Below are 14581 nucleotides of genomic sequence, written 5' to 3'. Positions count from 1 at the left end.
AATTTGGATTGCTCATAAGCCCCTCACGTAGGGGGCGCAACGTCGATTTGCGAGCCCTTTTTAGTCTACAACTTTGGTGCATTATGTGGGCCGGGCTTGAGGGTCAGCGGCAGGCCTGCGGCAACGAGCACCACCATGTCACATGCCGCGGCAGCGATCTGGTTGAGCCGCCCCTGCGCGTCGCGAAATTCCCGCGCCAGACGGTTATCCGGCACGATCCCGGTGCCAACCTCATTGGAAACGAAAATTGCCGGCCCCGGAAGCGAGCGTATCGTCTCGGTGAGGCGAAGGCTCTCCGATGCCACATCGCAGCTCGCGAACATAAGATTCGAAAGCCACAGCGTCAGGCAATCGACGAGCACGATCGTGTCCGGCGCGGCCGCCTGGCGCAAGGCCGCGTCCAGCAGCAATGGCGCCTCGATCGTGCGCCAGTCCGCACCGCGCTCGTCCTTATGCGTGGCAATTCGCGCTGCCATTTCACCATCGCCAGGTTGGGCCGTCGCGATGAAGACACGCGTCTTGCCCGATTTCTCGACCAATGTCTGCGCGTAGCGGCTCTTGCCGCTGCGGGCGCCCCCAAGCACGAGCAAGGAACGAATTTCACCTGTCATTCAATCCATCTCATTCAACCCGTCCCTGCCCGAGGCTTGACAAAGGCCGCCCGGCGCCGCGACACCAAGCGAATGAAACCCCGCCGCCTTGTTTTTACGATCTTGCTGTTTGCAGCACTGGCTGGTGCGAAACCGGCCTGCGCCGAAAGCCAGGTCAATATTCTCGGTTGGGCCGATTATGTCGATTCCCATGTGCTTGAGGATTTCACCAAGGAAACAGGCATCAAAATTGTCTACGACACATTCGATTCAGAGACGGCGCTTGAAAGCCAACTCGCGAACGGCAACGGACAATACGATGTCGTCATGCCGTCCGCGACGTCGCTCCACAGCCTGATCCGCGACGGGCTTTTACAACAGCTCGACATGAGCCGCTTGCCAAATGCCAAAAATCTTTGGCCGCAGATTATGGCCCAGCTCGCCCGCGACGATCCGGGCAATCGATATGCCGTCAATTACATGTGGTACACGGCGGGCATCGCCTATGATGCCGACAAGGCAAAAGAGCGCCTGGGTGATGTGGCGCCGGACTCCTGGGATATCGTCTTTCAACCGGATAATCTGGCGAAATTCGCCGATTGCGGCGTCGATGTTCTGGACGACCCGCACACGATGTTCGCGCTCGCGCTGATCTATCTGAAGCGAAATCCGGCAACGCGAAACTTTAACGACCTGCACCGCGCCGCCGACCTTCTCGCAGGCCTTCATCGCAACATCACCCGCTTCACATCGACCGATTATGTGAGCGCACTGGGCAACGGCGACATTTGCCTCGCAGTCGGCTGGTCCGGCGATGCGTCGCAAGCGCGCCGCGGGGCCGAGGAAGCGGACAACGGCACCGAACTTGGCGACGCGACGCCCAAGGAAGGCAGCGTGCTGGGCCTCGACAATCTGGCGATCCCCAGGAATGCGCCGCATCTTGCCGCCGCCTATGTCTTCCTCGATTATCTCATGCGGCCCGAAATTGCTGCGCGCAACAGCGAGGCAACGGGCTTTGCCAGCGGCATTCTTGCGGCGAAAGCCCTGCTCCCGCATGACTTCGCCAACAACAAAGCGATCTATCCCGACGACGATACGATGTCCCGGCTCTACGCTCTCACCAACCCGGACCCGATGGTCGAACGCTACATCACGCGTGTCTGGTCGCTGATCAAGGCAGCGAAATAAGCACGTCAAGAAATACGGGTGGTTTGGCCGCGTCGCAAAATCACACTTCACCGCAGCCGCATAGTTTGCACAATGGCTGCACTGAACCCAAAATCGACGCATGAACATCGTCCGGAGTCCGCGTGCCGAACATTCTCCTTGAGCGTTATTCGGAGCGCGTGAAACGCGGCGAATTCGAGCGTGATCCGGCGCAAGAGCAAGTGCTGGAACAATTGCAGGCCCTTTCGACGCAACTCGCCTTTTACCGGCCGACGCGCAAAAGCGCCGCGCTCGGCTGGCTTGTTGGCGCGCGTCAAAAAGCGGCGCCGCTTTTCGGCATTTATATCTGGGGCTCGGTCGGGCGCGGCAAAACCGCGCTCATGGACATGTTTTTCGAGGAGACGGAACTCAGCCATAAACGGCGGACGCACTTCCACGCCTTCATGGCCGACGTACATGCTCGCATCTTTGCGGTCCGCCAGCAGATCAAGGACGGCCGCGCGAAAGGCGACGATCCGATCGCGCCCGTTGCGGAAGCGCTGGCACGCGAGACATGGCTGCTGTGCCTCGATGAATTCACCGTCACAGATATCGCCGATGCGATGATCCTGGCGCGCCTGTTCAAGGCGCTTTTGCAAGCCGGCGTCATCGTTGTCGCAACGTCGAATGTCCCGCCGGAGGACCTTTATAAAGACGGCTTGAACCGCGCGTTGTTTTTGCCGTTCCTCGACATATTGGATGCGCATATGTCGGTGATGCGGCTTGATTCACGCACCGACTTCCGGCTTGAAAAGCTCAAGGGCGAACCGGTCTACCACGTCCCCGCCGACTACAAGGCACACGCGGCATTGACGCGAGCGTTCGCGGCTCTCACCGGCGTCGAAAAGGCGAGCGGTAAAAATCTTGACTTTCTGGGGCGCAGTCTGCGCGTGCCGCAGGCGAAGAACCGCGTCGCACGATTCCACTTCGCCGACCTCTGCGTCGCCGCGCTCGGGGCGCGCGATTTCCTCGCCATCGCCGAAAATTTTCACACGATTATCATCGATGACATTCCGGTCCTGGATAATGCTCAAGTGAATGAAGCCAAACGCTTCATTCTGCTAATCGATGCGCTTTACGATCAGCGCGTGAAACTGATTGTCTCGGCCGCTGCCGAACCGCAGGAACTCTATCTTGCCAGGGCCGGCCGCGAAGCTTTCGAATTCGCCCGAACTGTTTCGCGGCTAACTGAAATGCGCTCGGCTGCTTATCTGGCTTTGCCGCATGGCAGATTTGGTCCGGCGACGCAGAGCGGTCTGGCTGAAACCTGAGGCGGATATGGCGCTGCGCAGTCTTCCGGCAAAACCATCGACCGATCTGCGCCTCCTCGAACTTGCAACCGAACACGTTCGCCGTCACGGCGCGGCACGTCTGACAATTACCGAGATTGCCGACGCGGCGAGCATGTCGCACGCCAATGTCTACCGCTATTTTCGCTCCAAGGCCGCATTGCTCGAAGCCGTCACCACGGCCTGGCTGGCGCCGCTCGAAGCCGGACTGCGCGTGATCGCTGACGCGCCAGACCCTGTCTACGACAAGCTTGAGCGGCTTCTGTTTGCGATTCACCGCGCCTACAATGACAAGCTGGCAACCGACCCGAAGATTTTCGATCTCTTTTACAGAGCGACGGAGATGCACTCGGACATCGCGCGTCGGCATCAGCAGCGCATCGCCCAGGCGCTGCATCGCATCCTCGAAGAGGGCGGCGCCAGTGGCGCTTACGTGATCGAGGATCAAGCCGCGGCGATTCATTTTGTTCTGGACGCGATGTACCGTTTTTTGTCGCCTGTTGCAGTGCGTCGTGACGTCGATATCTCGCGTTCCGTCCTTGAAAAAAGGGCCAGCCGCCTTCTTCGGGCGATAGGCCGGATATTGGCAAGCGGCGGTCTATAATTGCATTACAGATGACATTTTTTGTAATTTGTTAGAGCCTGTTTTCGAGGCATTTGCGTGGGATTTCTTAGGCTAATAGGTTGAATATTGGCTATTATCGCCATGGGCGCACAATTTCGCCGCAAACGTGAGGCTTAGCCGAAAAGCCAAGACGTGGCTGACTTGCTTTTGCCACCGAGATTGGCGAGAACCCGCGTTACGCGAACTGTCGCGGTTCGCCGCAGTGCCGAAGTCAGGGAAGCAAAATGGCTCGCCGGAAGATCGCATTGGTCGGTGCAGGGCAGATTGGCGGAACGCTCGCCCACATCGCCGCACTCAAAGAATTGGGCGATGTCGTTCTTTTCGATATTGCCGAGGGTATTCCGCAGGGCAAAGCCCTCGACCTCAATCAGGCCGCCGCCGAGCAGGGCTTCTCCGCCCATCTCTCCGGTACGAATGATTACGGCGCGATTGCCGGCGCCGATGTTGTGATCGTCACCGCCGGCGTGCCGCGCAAACCGGGCATGAGCCGCGACGATCTTCTCAGCATCAATCTCAAAGTCATGGAATCTGTCGGCGACGGTATCCTGAATCACGCGCCGACGGCCTTCGTGATCTGCATCACCAACCCGCTCGACGCCATGGTCTGGGCGCTCCAGAAAAAGACCGGCCTGCCGGCCAACATGGTCGTCGGCATGGCGGGCGTTCTCGATTCCTCGCGCTTCCGGCATTTCCTGGCCGAAGAATTCAATGTCGCGATCAAGGACGTAAGCGCCTTCGTGCTGGGCGGCCACGGCGACGATATGGTCCCCTCGCTGCGTTACTCGACAGTCGCCGGCATTCCCCTGCCCGATCTCGTCAAGGCTGGCTGGACGACGCAGGCGCGTCTCGATGCAATCGTCGAGCGCACCCGTAAAGGCGGCGGCGAGATTGTCGCGCTGTTGAAGACCGGCTCGGCCTTCTACGCGCCGGCCGCGTCCGCCATCGCGATGGCCGAATCTTATCTGCGCGACGAACGCCGCGTGCTGGCCTGTGCGGCGCAGCTCAACGGCGAATATGGCGTCGATGGCCTCTATGTCGGCGTGCCGGCTGTGATCGGCGCGAACGGCGTCGAGCGTATTGTCGAGGTCAGCCTCGACGCTGACGAAAAGAAAATGTTCGAGAAATCGGTCGCCTCGGTGCAGACGCTCGTCGAGGCTTGCAAGGGCATCAATCCGGCCTTTGCTGCTTAGAGCGGGATGCGAAAAAGTGGACGCCGGTTTTTCGCGTAAATCCCGCTCTAAATCGTGATTTAGAGGCATCCCGCGCGCCGGGGTACGGCGCCGAACTGTGGCTACGATGAATATTCACGAATATCAGGCCAAGGCGATCCTGCGGGATTTCGACGTGCCGGTTTCGTTGGGCGTCGCAGTCACAGACTCCGCGCAGGCCGAGACAGCGGCGGCGAGCCTGCCGGGGCCCGTCTATGTCGTCAAAGCGCAGATCCACGCCGGTGGTCGCGGCAAAGGCACATTCAAAGAGCCTGACGCAGGTGCCGGCGGTGGCGTCCGTCTCGCACGCTCGCCGCAAGAGGCTGGTGCCGAAGCGACCAAGATGCTCGGCAAGACCTTGGTGACGGTGCAAACCGGCGCCGCCGGCAAACAGGTCAACCGGCTCTATATCGAAGATGGCTCGGCCATCGCGAAGGAATTTTATCTGGCCCTGCTCGTCGATCGCGCGACGAGCGAAGTCGCCTTCGTCGTTTCGACCGAAGGCGGGACGTCGATCGAAGACGTCGCACGCAAGACGCCGGAAAAGATCGTCACTTTCGGCATCGATCCGGCGACGGGAATCATGCCGCATCATGGCCGCGCCATCGCTGCGGCGCTGAAACTTTCAGGCGAGACCGCGAAGCAGGCCGTCAGTCTGGCGGAGAAGCTCTATACCGCTTTCATCGCCAACGACATGTCGCTGCTTGAGATCAATCCGCTGATCCTCGACCAGAGCGGCACCTTGAAATGTCTCGATGCCAAGATCGGCTTCGATGACAATGCCGTCTTCCGCCATCCCCATATTCTCGCCCTGCGCGACGAGAGCGAGGAAGACCCGAAAGAGATCGAGGCGGCGAAGCACGATCTTTCCTATGTCGCGCTGGACGGCACGATCGGCTGCATGGTCAACGGGGCCGGCCTCGCCATGGCGACGATGGATATCATCAAGCTTTACGGCGCCGAGCCAGCCAATTTTCTCGATGTCGGCGGCGGCGCCACGGCCGAGAGAGTGACGGCGGCCTTCAAGATCATCACCGCCGACCCGCATGTTGAGGGCATATTGGTCAATATCTTCGGCGGCATCATGAAATGCGATGTCATCGCCGAGGGCGTGATCGCCGCGGTGCGCGAAGTCGGCCTCAAAGTGCCGCTCGTCGTGCGTCTCGAAGGCACCAATGTCGAACTCGGCAAGGCGATCATCGCCGAGTCGGGCCTGAACGTCATCGCCGCGGACGATCTCGACGATGCCGCGCAGAAGATCGTCGCCGCTGTGAGGAAGGCCTGACGCGTATGTCCATCCTCATCGGCAAAGAGACGAAAATCATGTGCCAGGGCTTTACCGGCCGCAACGGCACGTTTCATTCGCAGCACGCCATCGCCTATGGGACGAAAATGGTTGCGGGCGTCTCGCCCGCTAAAGGCGGCACGACGCATCTGAACCTGCCTGTCTTCGACACGGTGAAAGAAGCGCGCGATACCACCGGCGCGGAGGCCAGCGTGGTCTATGTGCCGCCGGGCGGCGCGGCGGATGCGATCTGCGAGGCGATCGAAGCCGAAATCCCGTTGATCGTCGCGATCACCGAGGGCATTCCGGTGCTCGATATGGTGCGGGTGAAGCGGGCGCTTTGTGGCTCGAAATCGCGTTTGATCGGGCCCAATTGCCCCGGCGTCGTCACAGCCGGCGAGAGCAAGATCGGCATCATGCCGGCCAACATCTTTCTGCCCGGCAGCGTTGGCATTGTTTCGCGCTCCGGCACGCTTACCTACGAGGCAGTCTTCCAGACAAGCCGCGAAGGCCTTGGCCAGACGACCGCTGTGGGCATCGGCGGCGACCCGGTGAAGGGAACCGAGTTCATCGACGTGCTTGAGCTGTTCCTTGCCGACGATAAGACGCAATCGATCATCATGATTGGGGAGATCGGCGGCGGCGCGGAAGAAGATGCGGCGCAATTCCTGCGTGACGAGCGCAAGAAAGGCCGCGCAAAGCCAGTCGTGGGCTTCATCGCCGGACGGACCGCCCCAAAGGGCCGGCGTATGGGCCATGCGGGCGCGATCATTTCCGGCGGCAAAGGCGGGGCCGAGGAAAAAATCGCGGCCATGGAAGCGGCAGGGATTGTGGTTTCACCCTCACCGGCACGGCTCGGCAAGACTTTGGCGGACGTGTTGAATCGATAGTTTCAAGCCCCGGGACGGATCGCACATCTTCGCCGTCTGAGCGTGGTATTTGTAAGAGCGAAAGCTCGGAGAAAGTATATGGCAAGGCAAGGCAGCAATGGGCAGAACGGCTCCGGCGGCGCAGCATTGGCGCGCTCGACGAGCAACCACACCTTTGCCTCCACCTCGTTTCTGGACGGCAGCAACGCCGCCTATGCCGAACAGCTCTATGAAAATTACACGCGCGATCCGAATTCGGTCGATCCGCAATGGCGCAGCTTCTTTGCCGAATTGAAGGACGACCCGATCCACGTTGAGAAAAGCGTGCAGGGCCCGGCCTGGAAGGCTGAGATTGTGCCGCCGCCGCGTGACGAGACGCTGGCTGCGCTCGACGGAAACTGGGACGCGATCGAATCCGCCCTCGGCGCAAAGCTCAAGCATGTCCATAACGACGGCAGCCATAGCGATGCGGAACTGCGCCAGGCGACGCGCGATTCAATCCGCGCGCTCATGATGATCCGCGCCTATCGCATGCGCGGCCATCTCGAAGCGGACCTCGATCCGCTCGGCTTGCAGGCGAAGGGCGAGCAGGAACTTCTGCATCCGTCGAACTTCGGTTTCACCGAAGCCGATTACACAAGGCAGATTTTCATCGACGGTGTGATGGGGCTCAAATTCGCGACCATTCCGCAGATGCTGACCATCCTGCGCCGGACCTATTGCGGCACGATCGGCTACGAATTCATGCATATTTCCGACCCAGCGGAAAAATCCTGGCTGCAGGCGCGCATCGAAGGGCCGAACAAGGAGATTACCTTCACGCGCGAGGGCAAGCGCGCCATCCTCAACAAGCTGATCGAGGCTGAGGGATTCGAGAAATTCATCGATCTGAAGTTCACCGGCACCAAGCGCTTCGGTCTCGACGGCGGCGAATCGATGATTCCGGCGCTGGAGCAAGTCATCAAGCGCGGCGGCGCACTCGGCGTGAAAGAGATCATCTTCGGCATGGCCCACCGCGGGCGCCTCAACGTGCTCTCGCAGGTGATGGCGAAGCCGCACCGCGCGATCTTCCACGAATTCAAGGGTGGCTCGTTCACGCCCTCAGAGGTCGAGGGTTCTGGCGACGTCAAATATCATTTGGGTGCCTCCTCGGATCGTGACTTCGACGGCAACCATGTCCATCTGTCGCTGACCGCCAACCCGTCGCATCTCGAAATTGTCGATCCGGTCGTGCTCGGTAAAGTGCGCGCCAAGCAGGATCAACTGCACGATTATGTCGAACGCAGCAAGATCATGCCGCTGTTGATCCATGGCGATGCGGCGTTCGCCGGCCAGGGTGTGATTGCCGAATGTTTCGGTCTCTCCGGGCTCAAGGGCCACCGCACCGGCGGCTCGATCCATTTCATCATCAACAATCAGATCGGCTTCACGACCTACCCGCGTTATTCGCGCTCGTCGCCCTATCCGTCGGATACGGCGAAGATGATCGAGGCGCCGATTTTCCATGTGAATGGCGACGATCCGGAAGCGGTCGTCCATGTGGTGAAAGTCGCCGTCGAATTCCGGCAGATGTTCCACAAGCCGGTCGTGATCGACATGTTCTGCTATCGCCGCTTCGGCCACAACGAAGGCGACGAACCGTCGTTCACCCAGCCCTTGATGTACGAACGCATCCGCTCGCACCCGACGACCTTGCAGATCTATGCGGAGAAGCTGGTCAAGGAAGGCGTCGTCACCGAGGCCGATGTCGACGAGATGAAGGGCAATTGGCGCAAGAGGCTCGATGAAGAATTCGATGCCGGCCAGCAGGTCTATAAGTCCAACAAGGCGGATTGGCTCGACGGCCGCTGGTCGTCGCTGCGCCCGGCCGATCAGGTGGACGAAGCACGCCGCGGCAAGACCGGCGTCGCTATTTCCAAGCTGCGCGAACTCGGCGTCGGCCTCTGCGCCGTACCGGAGGGTTTTCACCTCCACAAGACAATCCAACGCTTCCTCGACACACGCAAACGCGCGATCGACTCGGGCGAAGGGATCGACTGGGCGACGGGCGAAGCTCTGGCCTTCGCGAGCCTGCTTGACGAAGGTTATCCGGTCCGGCTCTCCGGTCAGGACAGTGAGCGCGGCACCTTCTCGCAGCGCCATAGCGTGTTGATCGATCAGCAGAGCGAGGCGCGCTACGTCCCCCTGAATCATCTCCGTGAAGGCCAGGCGCGCTACGAGGTCATCAACTCAATGCTGTCGGAAGAAGCCGTGCTCGGCTTCGAATATGGTTATTCCCTTGCCGAGCCGAATGCCTTGACCATGTGGGAGGCGCAGTTCGGCGACTTCGCCAATGGTGCGCAGGTCGTCTTCGATCAGTTTATCTCATCTGGCGAGCGCAAGTGGCTGCGTATGTCCGGCCTCGTCTGCCTGTTGCCGCATGGCTACGAGGGCCAGGGACCAGAACATTCATCGGCGCGGCTTGAGCGCTATCTGCAGATGTGTGCCGAAGACAATATGCAGGTCGCCAATTGCTCGACGCCGTCGAATTATTTCCACATCCTGCGGCGGCAGTTGAAGCGCGACTTCCGCAAGCCTCTGATCCTGATGACGCCGAAATCGCTGCTGCGCCACAAGCGCGCCGTCTCGTCGATCGAGGAATTCGATGCCGACAAGACGTTCCACCGCCTGCTTTATGACGATGCCGAAATGCACGAGGGTGGCGAGATCAAGCTCGTCCGCGACGACAAGATCCGTCGCGTCGTCCTCTGTTCGGGCAAGGTCTATTTCGACCTCCTGGACGAGCGCGCCAAGCGCGGCATCGACGACGTCTATCTCTTGCGCGTCGAACAACTTTATCCGTTCCCGCTCAAGGCGCTGATCAAGAAGCTGTCGCTTTATAAAAAGGCTGACATCGTCTGGTGTCAGGAAGAACCGAAGAACATGGGCGCCTGGAGTTTTGTCGAACCCTATCTCGAATGGGTGCTCGGCCAGACCGGCGGCAAAGTGAGCCGGCCTGTCTATGTCGGGCGACCGGCGTCGGCGGCGACGGCAACCGGCCTGATGCCGAAACATTTGGCGCAATTGAAAGCATTCGTTGACGAAGCGCTTGCCGCTTAAGGAACCAAAATGACGATTGAAATTCGCGTCCCGGCGTTAGGGGAATCGGTCAGCGAGGCCACGATCGGCCGCTGGTTCAAGAAAGCCGGCGAAACGGTGAAAGCCGACGAGCCGCTGGTCGAACTTGAGACCGACAAGGTGACGCTGGAAGTGAACGCGCCGAGCGCCGGTGTGCTCAGCGAGATCGCGGCCGAAAGCGGCACGGTGGTGAAGCCCGACGCCCTGCTCGGCGCCATCACGGAAGGTGCTGGCGCACCCGCGGCTCCGGCCGCTGCGCCGAAGCCGGCAGCAGCCCCTGCCCCAACGGTTGTGCCGCAAGCGGCAGCCCCCGTCGCGGCGCCTTCCATGCCGCCATCGCCCGCCGCAGCGAAAATCGCCGCCGACAATAATCTCGGCCCGGCGGCAATCTCCGGCTCTGGCAAGCGCGGTCAGGTGCTCAAAGGCGACGTGCTCTCGGCGCTCATGGAGGCCCCGACGGCGCCGCTCGTGCCCGAGCCGCCATTGCCGCAGGCGCGTATCCCCGTTCCGATGGAGGATGCGCCGCGCGAAGAGCGCGTGCGGATGACTAAGCTGCGCCAGACCATCGCGCGCCGCCTGAAGGACGCACAGAACACCGCCGCGATGCTGACGACCTTCAACGAGGTCGATATGAGCGCAGTCATGGCGCTGCGCGCCCGCACCAAGGACGCGTTTGAAAAGAAACACGCGATCAAGCTGGGCTTCATGGGCTTTTTCGCCAAAGCCTGCGTCGCCGCGTTGAAGGAAATTCCCTCGATCAACGCCGAGGTTGATGGGGCTGACCTCATCTACAAGAACTATTACCACCTCGGCATCGCCGTTGGCACGGACAAGGGCCTTGTCGTTCCGGTTGTGCGCGATTGCGATCGGCTGAGCCTCGCCGAAATCGAACGCAACATTGCCGATCTCGGCCGGCGGGCCCGCGATGGCTCGCTCAAGATCGAGGACATGCAAGGCGGCACATTTACGATCACCAACGGCGGCGTCTACGGCTCATTGATGTCCACGCCGATCCTCAACGCGCCGCAATCGGCGATACTCGGGATGCACAAAATCGAGGATCGGCCGGTCGCGATCGGCGGCAAGGTCGAAATCCGCCCGATGATGTATCTCGCCCTGACCTATGATCACCGCATCGTCGATGGCAGGGAGGCGGTGACCTTCCTCGTCCGTGTGAAAGAGGCGCTCGAAGACCCGGCCCGGCTGCTGCTCGATATTTGACGCACTGAACCGCACTAGATTCATTGTCTCGCCCGCATTTGCCGCGCGCTGGGACTTTAGGACCAACAATCCATGTATGATCTCATCGTCATCGGCACAGGTCCCGGCGGTTATGTCTGTGCCATTCGCGCCGCGCAATTAGGCCTGAAGGTTGCCGTCGTCGAAAAGAACAAGACCTTCGGCGGCACGTGTCTCAACATCGGCTGCATTCCTTCGAAGGCGCTGCTCGCGGCGTCGGAGAAATTCGCGGAGGCCGATCATGCGCTCGCGGGGTTCGGCGTGATCGTCGACAAGCCGCGGCTCGATCTCAAAGCCATGATGAAGCACAAGGACGATACCGTCGCGGCCAATGTGAACGGCGTCGCCTTTCTCTTCAAGAAGAACAAGATCGACAGCTTTATCGGGACGGGCGAGATCAAGAAGGCCGGCGTCGTCGAGGTGACGACGGATGATGGCGCGAGACAGAGCCTGGTGACGAAGAACATCGTTATCGCCACAGGCTCCGACGTCGCGCCGCTGCCCGGCCTCGAAATCGACGAGACGCAGATCGTCTCTTCAACTGGCGCGCTCTCGCTCGGCAAGGTGCCCGGCAAGATCGTCATCGTCGGTGCGGGCGTTATCGGGCTCGAATTGGGCTCGGTCTGGCGGCGGCTTGGCGCTGAAGTGCTCGTCGTCGAATTCCTCGACCACATCCTTGGACCGATGGATGGCGAAGTCGGACGGCAGTTCCAGCGGATGCTCGAAAAGCAGGGCTTTGAATTCCTGCTCGGCCACAAGGTCACCAAAGCCGACAAGGCGGAGTCGGGAATCAAGGTCACGATCGCTCCGGCAAACGGCGGCGACGAGATTATCCGCGATGCGGACATTGTGCTCGTCGCGATTGGCCGGCGTCCATTTATAGACGGGCTGGGACTGGAAGCTGCCGGGATCGCGACGGAGCGCGGCCGCGTCGTCATCGACGAGCATTTCGCCACCAACGTGCCGGGCATCTATGCGATCGGCGATGTCGTGCGCGGACCGATGCTGGCGCATAAGGCCGAGGATGAAGGCATCGCCGTTGCCGAGATCATCGCCGGCCAGCATGGGCATGTGAACTACGAGGCGATCCCCTCCGTGGTCTACACGATGCCCGAAATTGCCTCGGTCGGTGCGACCGAAGAAGAATTGAAAGCCAGGGGGATTGCCTACAATGCCGGCAAATTTCCCTTCACCGCGAATGGCCGCGCCCGCGCCAACAGACAGACGGAAGGCTTTGTCAAAATCCTCGCCGATGCCACGACCGACCGGGTTCTCGGCGCGCATATCGTCGGCGCGGGTGCTGGCGAGGCCATCGCCGAACTTTGCGTGCTGATGGAATTCGGCGGCTCAGCGGAAGATTTGGCCCGCACCTGTCACGCGCACCCCACCCTCTCCGAGGCGATCCGCGAAGCTGCACTCGCCGTCGCCAAGCGCGCCATTCACATTTGACAGCTTCCTATAAGCGGAACCCCTGCGGCGCCGCAGCATTATGCGGTGGCGGTGCGGCTTCGCTCCGCTTGAGGGGAATTGGCCGCCGATGTCTTTCGCACCCGTCGATGTCACGCTGTTTCGCGCGCCCGCGATCTTGCTGTCCGGGCCAGTCGATTACGCCATGTACAATAACTTCCGCTTTCAACTTGGGAATGCGCCGGCGGAAGGCACAATCGTCGTCGAACTTTCAACCCTGGGCGGCGACCCGGAAGTCGCGCGGATGATGGGCGAGGATGTCCGCTATCACAGCGACATGGCACCCAACCGCCGCTTCGTCTTCCTCGGCAAGGCGGCAATCTATTCCGCCGGCACGACCTTCATGAGTTTTTTCTTGCCGGAAAACCGTTTTCTGACGCGCGGCACGCGGCTGATGATCCACGAACGCAAACTCGCCAAGACCCTCAACATCAACGGACCGCTGACAACCTGCGTCGCGACCGTGAAGGCGCTCCTGCATGAAATCGAAGCCTCGATCATCATCCAAAACGAGGGTTTCGAAAATCTGATCCGCGGCTCGCAGGTGACAATGGAAGAGGTGCTCAAAAAGACGCCCAACGATTGGTACATCGAAGCGTCCGAAGCCCAAAGGCTCGGCCTCATCGCGGCGGTTGTCTGAGGCCGCTTTATTCGATCATCTCGTAAAGACGCGAATCGTAAAGCGCGCCAATCATCGCTGCGAGTTTCGTGCGGAAATCTCGCGTCGGCTTTGCCGCTTCATGCATTTCGAACGCGGCGCGTTTGATCCAGACTTCGATCAGCGTGAAATGATTGGGATGATCGAGCTGCAGCCCGACGATCGTGCGCAGATGGCCCGCTTCGCGCGCGTTGGCTTCGCCGAGTTGCTTCAGCATTGATGCAACCTCTCGCAGCCGAGCCCGATGGAATAACGCGCCTCGATGGCACCATAGGGCGTCACGGCCGGGCGCACGTCTGCGCTAAGGGAAACCGGCCGGACGCCGGCCTTCTCGAGACATTGCCGGTGCCATCGACGCGACCCGCCACCAGCGCGAAGTCGGCACTGGCTATTTCGACGCCGTGGCTGAAGTCCTCTCCAGCGGCCAATACTCGACGACGGCGCTGGCCGATCAGTTCAGGAGCGCAAAAAGCAGCAGTCGACCCAGTAAGGCCAAAAAGCTTCGGCTCACAGGTAATGCCTTCAGTTTGAAAATTCGAGGTGATGGGCGGCCTGTCTTGGTTTTAGGCCGCCTGTAAGGCTTTGAGCGCTGCCTTTGGCTGGCGATATAAAATCGTCAGAAGTGCTCGTGCTGCCGGGTCCGGTTGAACCCGGTTTTGTTCCCAGTTCCTGATCGTGCCGATCGGGATTCGGAGAAGGTCGGCAAATGCCTCTTGGGTCATGCCGAGTTTCCGGCGAACAGCATGAACCGGGATCACGAGCGCGAATTGTGCCAGCGGCGCATCCGGATTTTCATCGTCCTCGATGGCATGCCGGCGAATATCTTCTTCAGTCGTCGCGGCAAGACGAGCACGGTCTACGGACGGCTGTCGTGCGCGAATTTGATCTAGGGATTTACGAACGATTGCCATAGCAGGCGCTCTTTCCTATTGGCTTTTCGGGCGGAAATAATCCGCCGGATTTCTCCATTACGGTCGGTATAAGTAACGAAGAGAATATCTTCGCCTATCTGACCTATGGCCTGGATG

General features: G+C 60.4%; 14 protein-coding genes. 10 read left to right on the top strand and 4 right to left on the bottom strand.

The features are described 5' to 3' along the window. Positions 1–65: 65 nt before the first annotated feature. Positions 66–611 carry a bifunctional adenosylcobinamide kinase/adenosylcobinamide-phosphate guanylyltransferase gene (gene cobU / locus WDN02_RS06425; protein ID WP_337292705.1) on the bottom strand — a complete coding sequence of 182 codons (546 nt, stop codon included), beginning with the start codon at positions 609–611 and terminating at the stop codon, positions 66–68. Between the two features lie 72 nt (positions 612–683). On the opposite strand from cobU, the gene WDN02_RS06420 reads away from it, so the two are divergent. From WDN02_RS06420 to WDN02_RS06375, 10 genes are all read left to right on the top strand, one after another. After that, a complete protein-coding gene (locus tag WDN02_RS06420) occupies positions 684–1778 on the top strand; it encodes an extracellular solute-binding protein (RefSeq protein ID WP_337292704.1) in 1095 nt (364 codons plus the stop codon). Positions 1779–1900: 122 nt separating this feature from the next. After that, positions 1901–3067, top strand: coding sequence for a cell division protein ZapE (gene zapE, locus WDN02_RS06415; RefSeq protein WP_337292703.1), 1167 nt, complete (start codon positions 1901–1903; stop codon positions 3065–3067). A gap of 7 nt (positions 3068–3074) precedes the next feature. After that, positions 3075–3689, top strand: coding sequence for a TetR/AcrR family transcriptional regulator (locus WDN02_RS06410; RefSeq protein ID WP_337292702.1), 615 nt, complete (start codon positions 3075–3077; stop codon positions 3687–3689). Between the two features lie 245 nt (positions 3690–3934). Continuing rightward, positions 3935–4900 (top strand): malate dehydrogenase, encoded by a 966-nt coding sequence (gene mdh, locus WDN02_RS06405; protein ID WP_337292701.1) that lies wholly within the window; start codon positions 3935–3937, stop codon positions 4898–4900. A gap of 106 nt (positions 4901–5006) precedes the next feature. Continuing rightward, positions 5007–6203: an ADP-forming succinate--CoA ligase subunit beta gene (gene sucC, locus WDN02_RS06400; RefSeq protein WP_337292700.1), complete on the top strand. Its 1197-nt coding sequence runs from the start codon at positions 5007–5009 to the stop codon at positions 6201–6203. A 5-nt stretch (positions 6204–6208) separates the two neighbouring features. Next, a complete protein-coding gene (gene sucD / locus WDN02_RS06395) occupies positions 6209–7093 on the top strand; it encodes a succinate--CoA ligase subunit alpha (protein ID WP_337292699.1) in 885 nt (294 codons plus the stop codon). A gap of 78 nt (positions 7094–7171) precedes the next feature. Then, a complete protein-coding gene (locus WDN02_RS06390; RefSeq protein ID WP_337292698.1) occupies positions 7172–10171 on the top strand; it encodes a 2-oxoglutarate dehydrogenase E1 component in 3000 nt (999 codons plus the stop codon). 9 nt (positions 10172–10180) lie between these two features. Further along, positions 10181–11410 carry a 2-oxoglutarate dehydrogenase complex dihydrolipoyllysine-residue succinyltransferase gene (odhB, locus tag WDN02_RS06385; protein ID WP_337292697.1) on the top strand — a complete coding sequence of 410 codons (1230 nt, stop codon included), beginning with the start codon at positions 10181–10183 and terminating at the stop codon, positions 11408–11410. Positions 11411–11482: 72 nt separating this feature from the next. Continuing rightward, positions 11483–12877 (top strand): dihydrolipoyl dehydrogenase, encoded by a 1395-nt coding sequence (lpdA, locus tag WDN02_RS06380; protein ID WP_337292696.1) that lies wholly within the window; start codon positions 11483–11485, stop codon positions 12875–12877. An 88-nt stretch (positions 12878–12965) separates the two neighbouring features. Then, positions 12966–13535, top strand: a complete 570-nt coding sequence (locus WDN02_RS06375) for an ATP-dependent Clp protease proteolytic subunit (RefSeq protein ID WP_337292695.1) — start codon at positions 12966–12968, stop codon at positions 13533–13535. A gap of 7 nt (positions 13536–13542) precedes the next feature. Here the strand turns inward: WDN02_RS06375 and WDN02_RS06370 are convergent, their stop codons facing one another. The 3 genes from WDN02_RS06370 to WDN02_RS06360 all read right to left on the bottom strand — a co-directional run bounded on the left by WDN02_RS06370 (position 13543) and on the right by WDN02_RS06360 (position 14562). After that, entirely contained in the window at positions 13543–13770 is a 228-nt protein-coding gene (locus tag WDN02_RS06370) for an antibiotic biosynthesis monooxygenase (protein ID WP_337292694.1), read from the bottom strand. Positions 13771–14116: 346 nt separating this feature from the next. Continuing rightward, the gene (locus WDN02_RS06365; RefSeq protein WP_337292693.1) at positions 14117–14464 is read right to left on the bottom strand and encodes a helix-turn-helix domain-containing protein; all 348 of its coding nucleotides are present in this window, start codon (positions 14462–14464) and stop codon (positions 14117–14119) included. Continuing rightward, positions 14440–14562, bottom strand: coding sequence for a BrnT family toxin (locus WDN02_RS06360; RefSeq protein ID WP_337294881.1), 123 nt, complete (start codon positions 14560–14562; stop codon positions 14440–14442). The genes WDN02_RS06365 and WDN02_RS06360 overlap by 25 nt, the downstream gene beginning before the upstream one ends. Positions 14563–14581 lie beyond the last annotated feature (19 nt).

The organism is Methylovirgula sp. (assembly GCF_037200945.1).
GTDB lineage: Bacteria > Pseudomonadota > Alphaproteobacteria > Rhizobiales > Beijerinckiaceae > Methylovirgula.
This window is presented reverse-complemented; position numbering and strand designations above follow the sequence as displayed.

What these genes read in the sequence shown, in the direction of transcription:
- lpdA (WP_337292696.1), top strand. Translation starts at nt 11,483, where the DNA reads ATGTATGATCTCATCGTCATCGGCACAGGTCCCGGCGGTTATGTCTGT.
- sucC (WP_337292700.1), top strand. Translation starts at nt 5,007, where the DNA reads ATGAATATTCACGAATATCAGGCCAAGGCGATCCTGCGGGATTTCGAC.
- WDN02_RS06390 (WP_337292698.1), top strand. Translation starts at nt 7,172, where the DNA reads ATGGCAAGGCAAGGCAGCAATGGGCAGAACGGCTCCGGCGGCGCAGCA.
- odhB (WP_337292697.1), top strand. Translation starts at nt 10,181, where the DNA reads ATGACGATTGAAATTCGCGTCCCGGCGTTAGGGGAATCGGTCAGCGAG.
- WDN02_RS06420 (WP_337292704.1), top strand. Translation starts at nt 684, where the DNA reads ATGAAACCCCGCCGCCTTGTTTTTACGATCTTGCTGTTTGCAGCACTG.
- WDN02_RS06370 (WP_337292694.1), bottom strand. Translation starts at nt 13,770, where the DNA reads ATGCTGAAGCAACTCGGCGAAGCCAACGCGCGCGAAGCGGGCCATCTG.
- cobU (WP_337292705.1), bottom strand. Translation starts at nt 611, where the DNA reads ATGACAGGTGAAATTCGTTCCTTGCTCGTGCTTGGGGGCGCCCGCAGC.
- WDN02_RS06375 (WP_337292695.1), top strand. Translation starts at nt 12,966, where the DNA reads ATGTCTTTCGCACCCGTCGATGTCACGCTGTTTCGCGCGCCCGCGATC.
- sucD (WP_337292699.1), top strand. Translation starts at nt 6,209, where the DNA reads ATGTCCATCCTCATCGGCAAAGAGACGAAAATCATGTGCCAGGGCTTT.
- WDN02_RS06410 (WP_337292702.1), top strand. Translation starts at nt 3,075, where the DNA reads ATGGCGCTGCGCAGTCTTCCGGCAAAACCATCGACCGATCTGCGCCTC.
- WDN02_RS06365 (WP_337292693.1), bottom strand. Translation starts at nt 14,464, where the DNA reads ATGGCAATCGTTCGTAAATCCCTAGATCAAATTCGCGCACGACAGCCG.
- mdh (WP_337292701.1), top strand. Translation starts at nt 3,935, where the DNA reads ATGGCTCGCCGGAAGATCGCATTGGTCGGTGCAGGGCAGATTGGCGGA.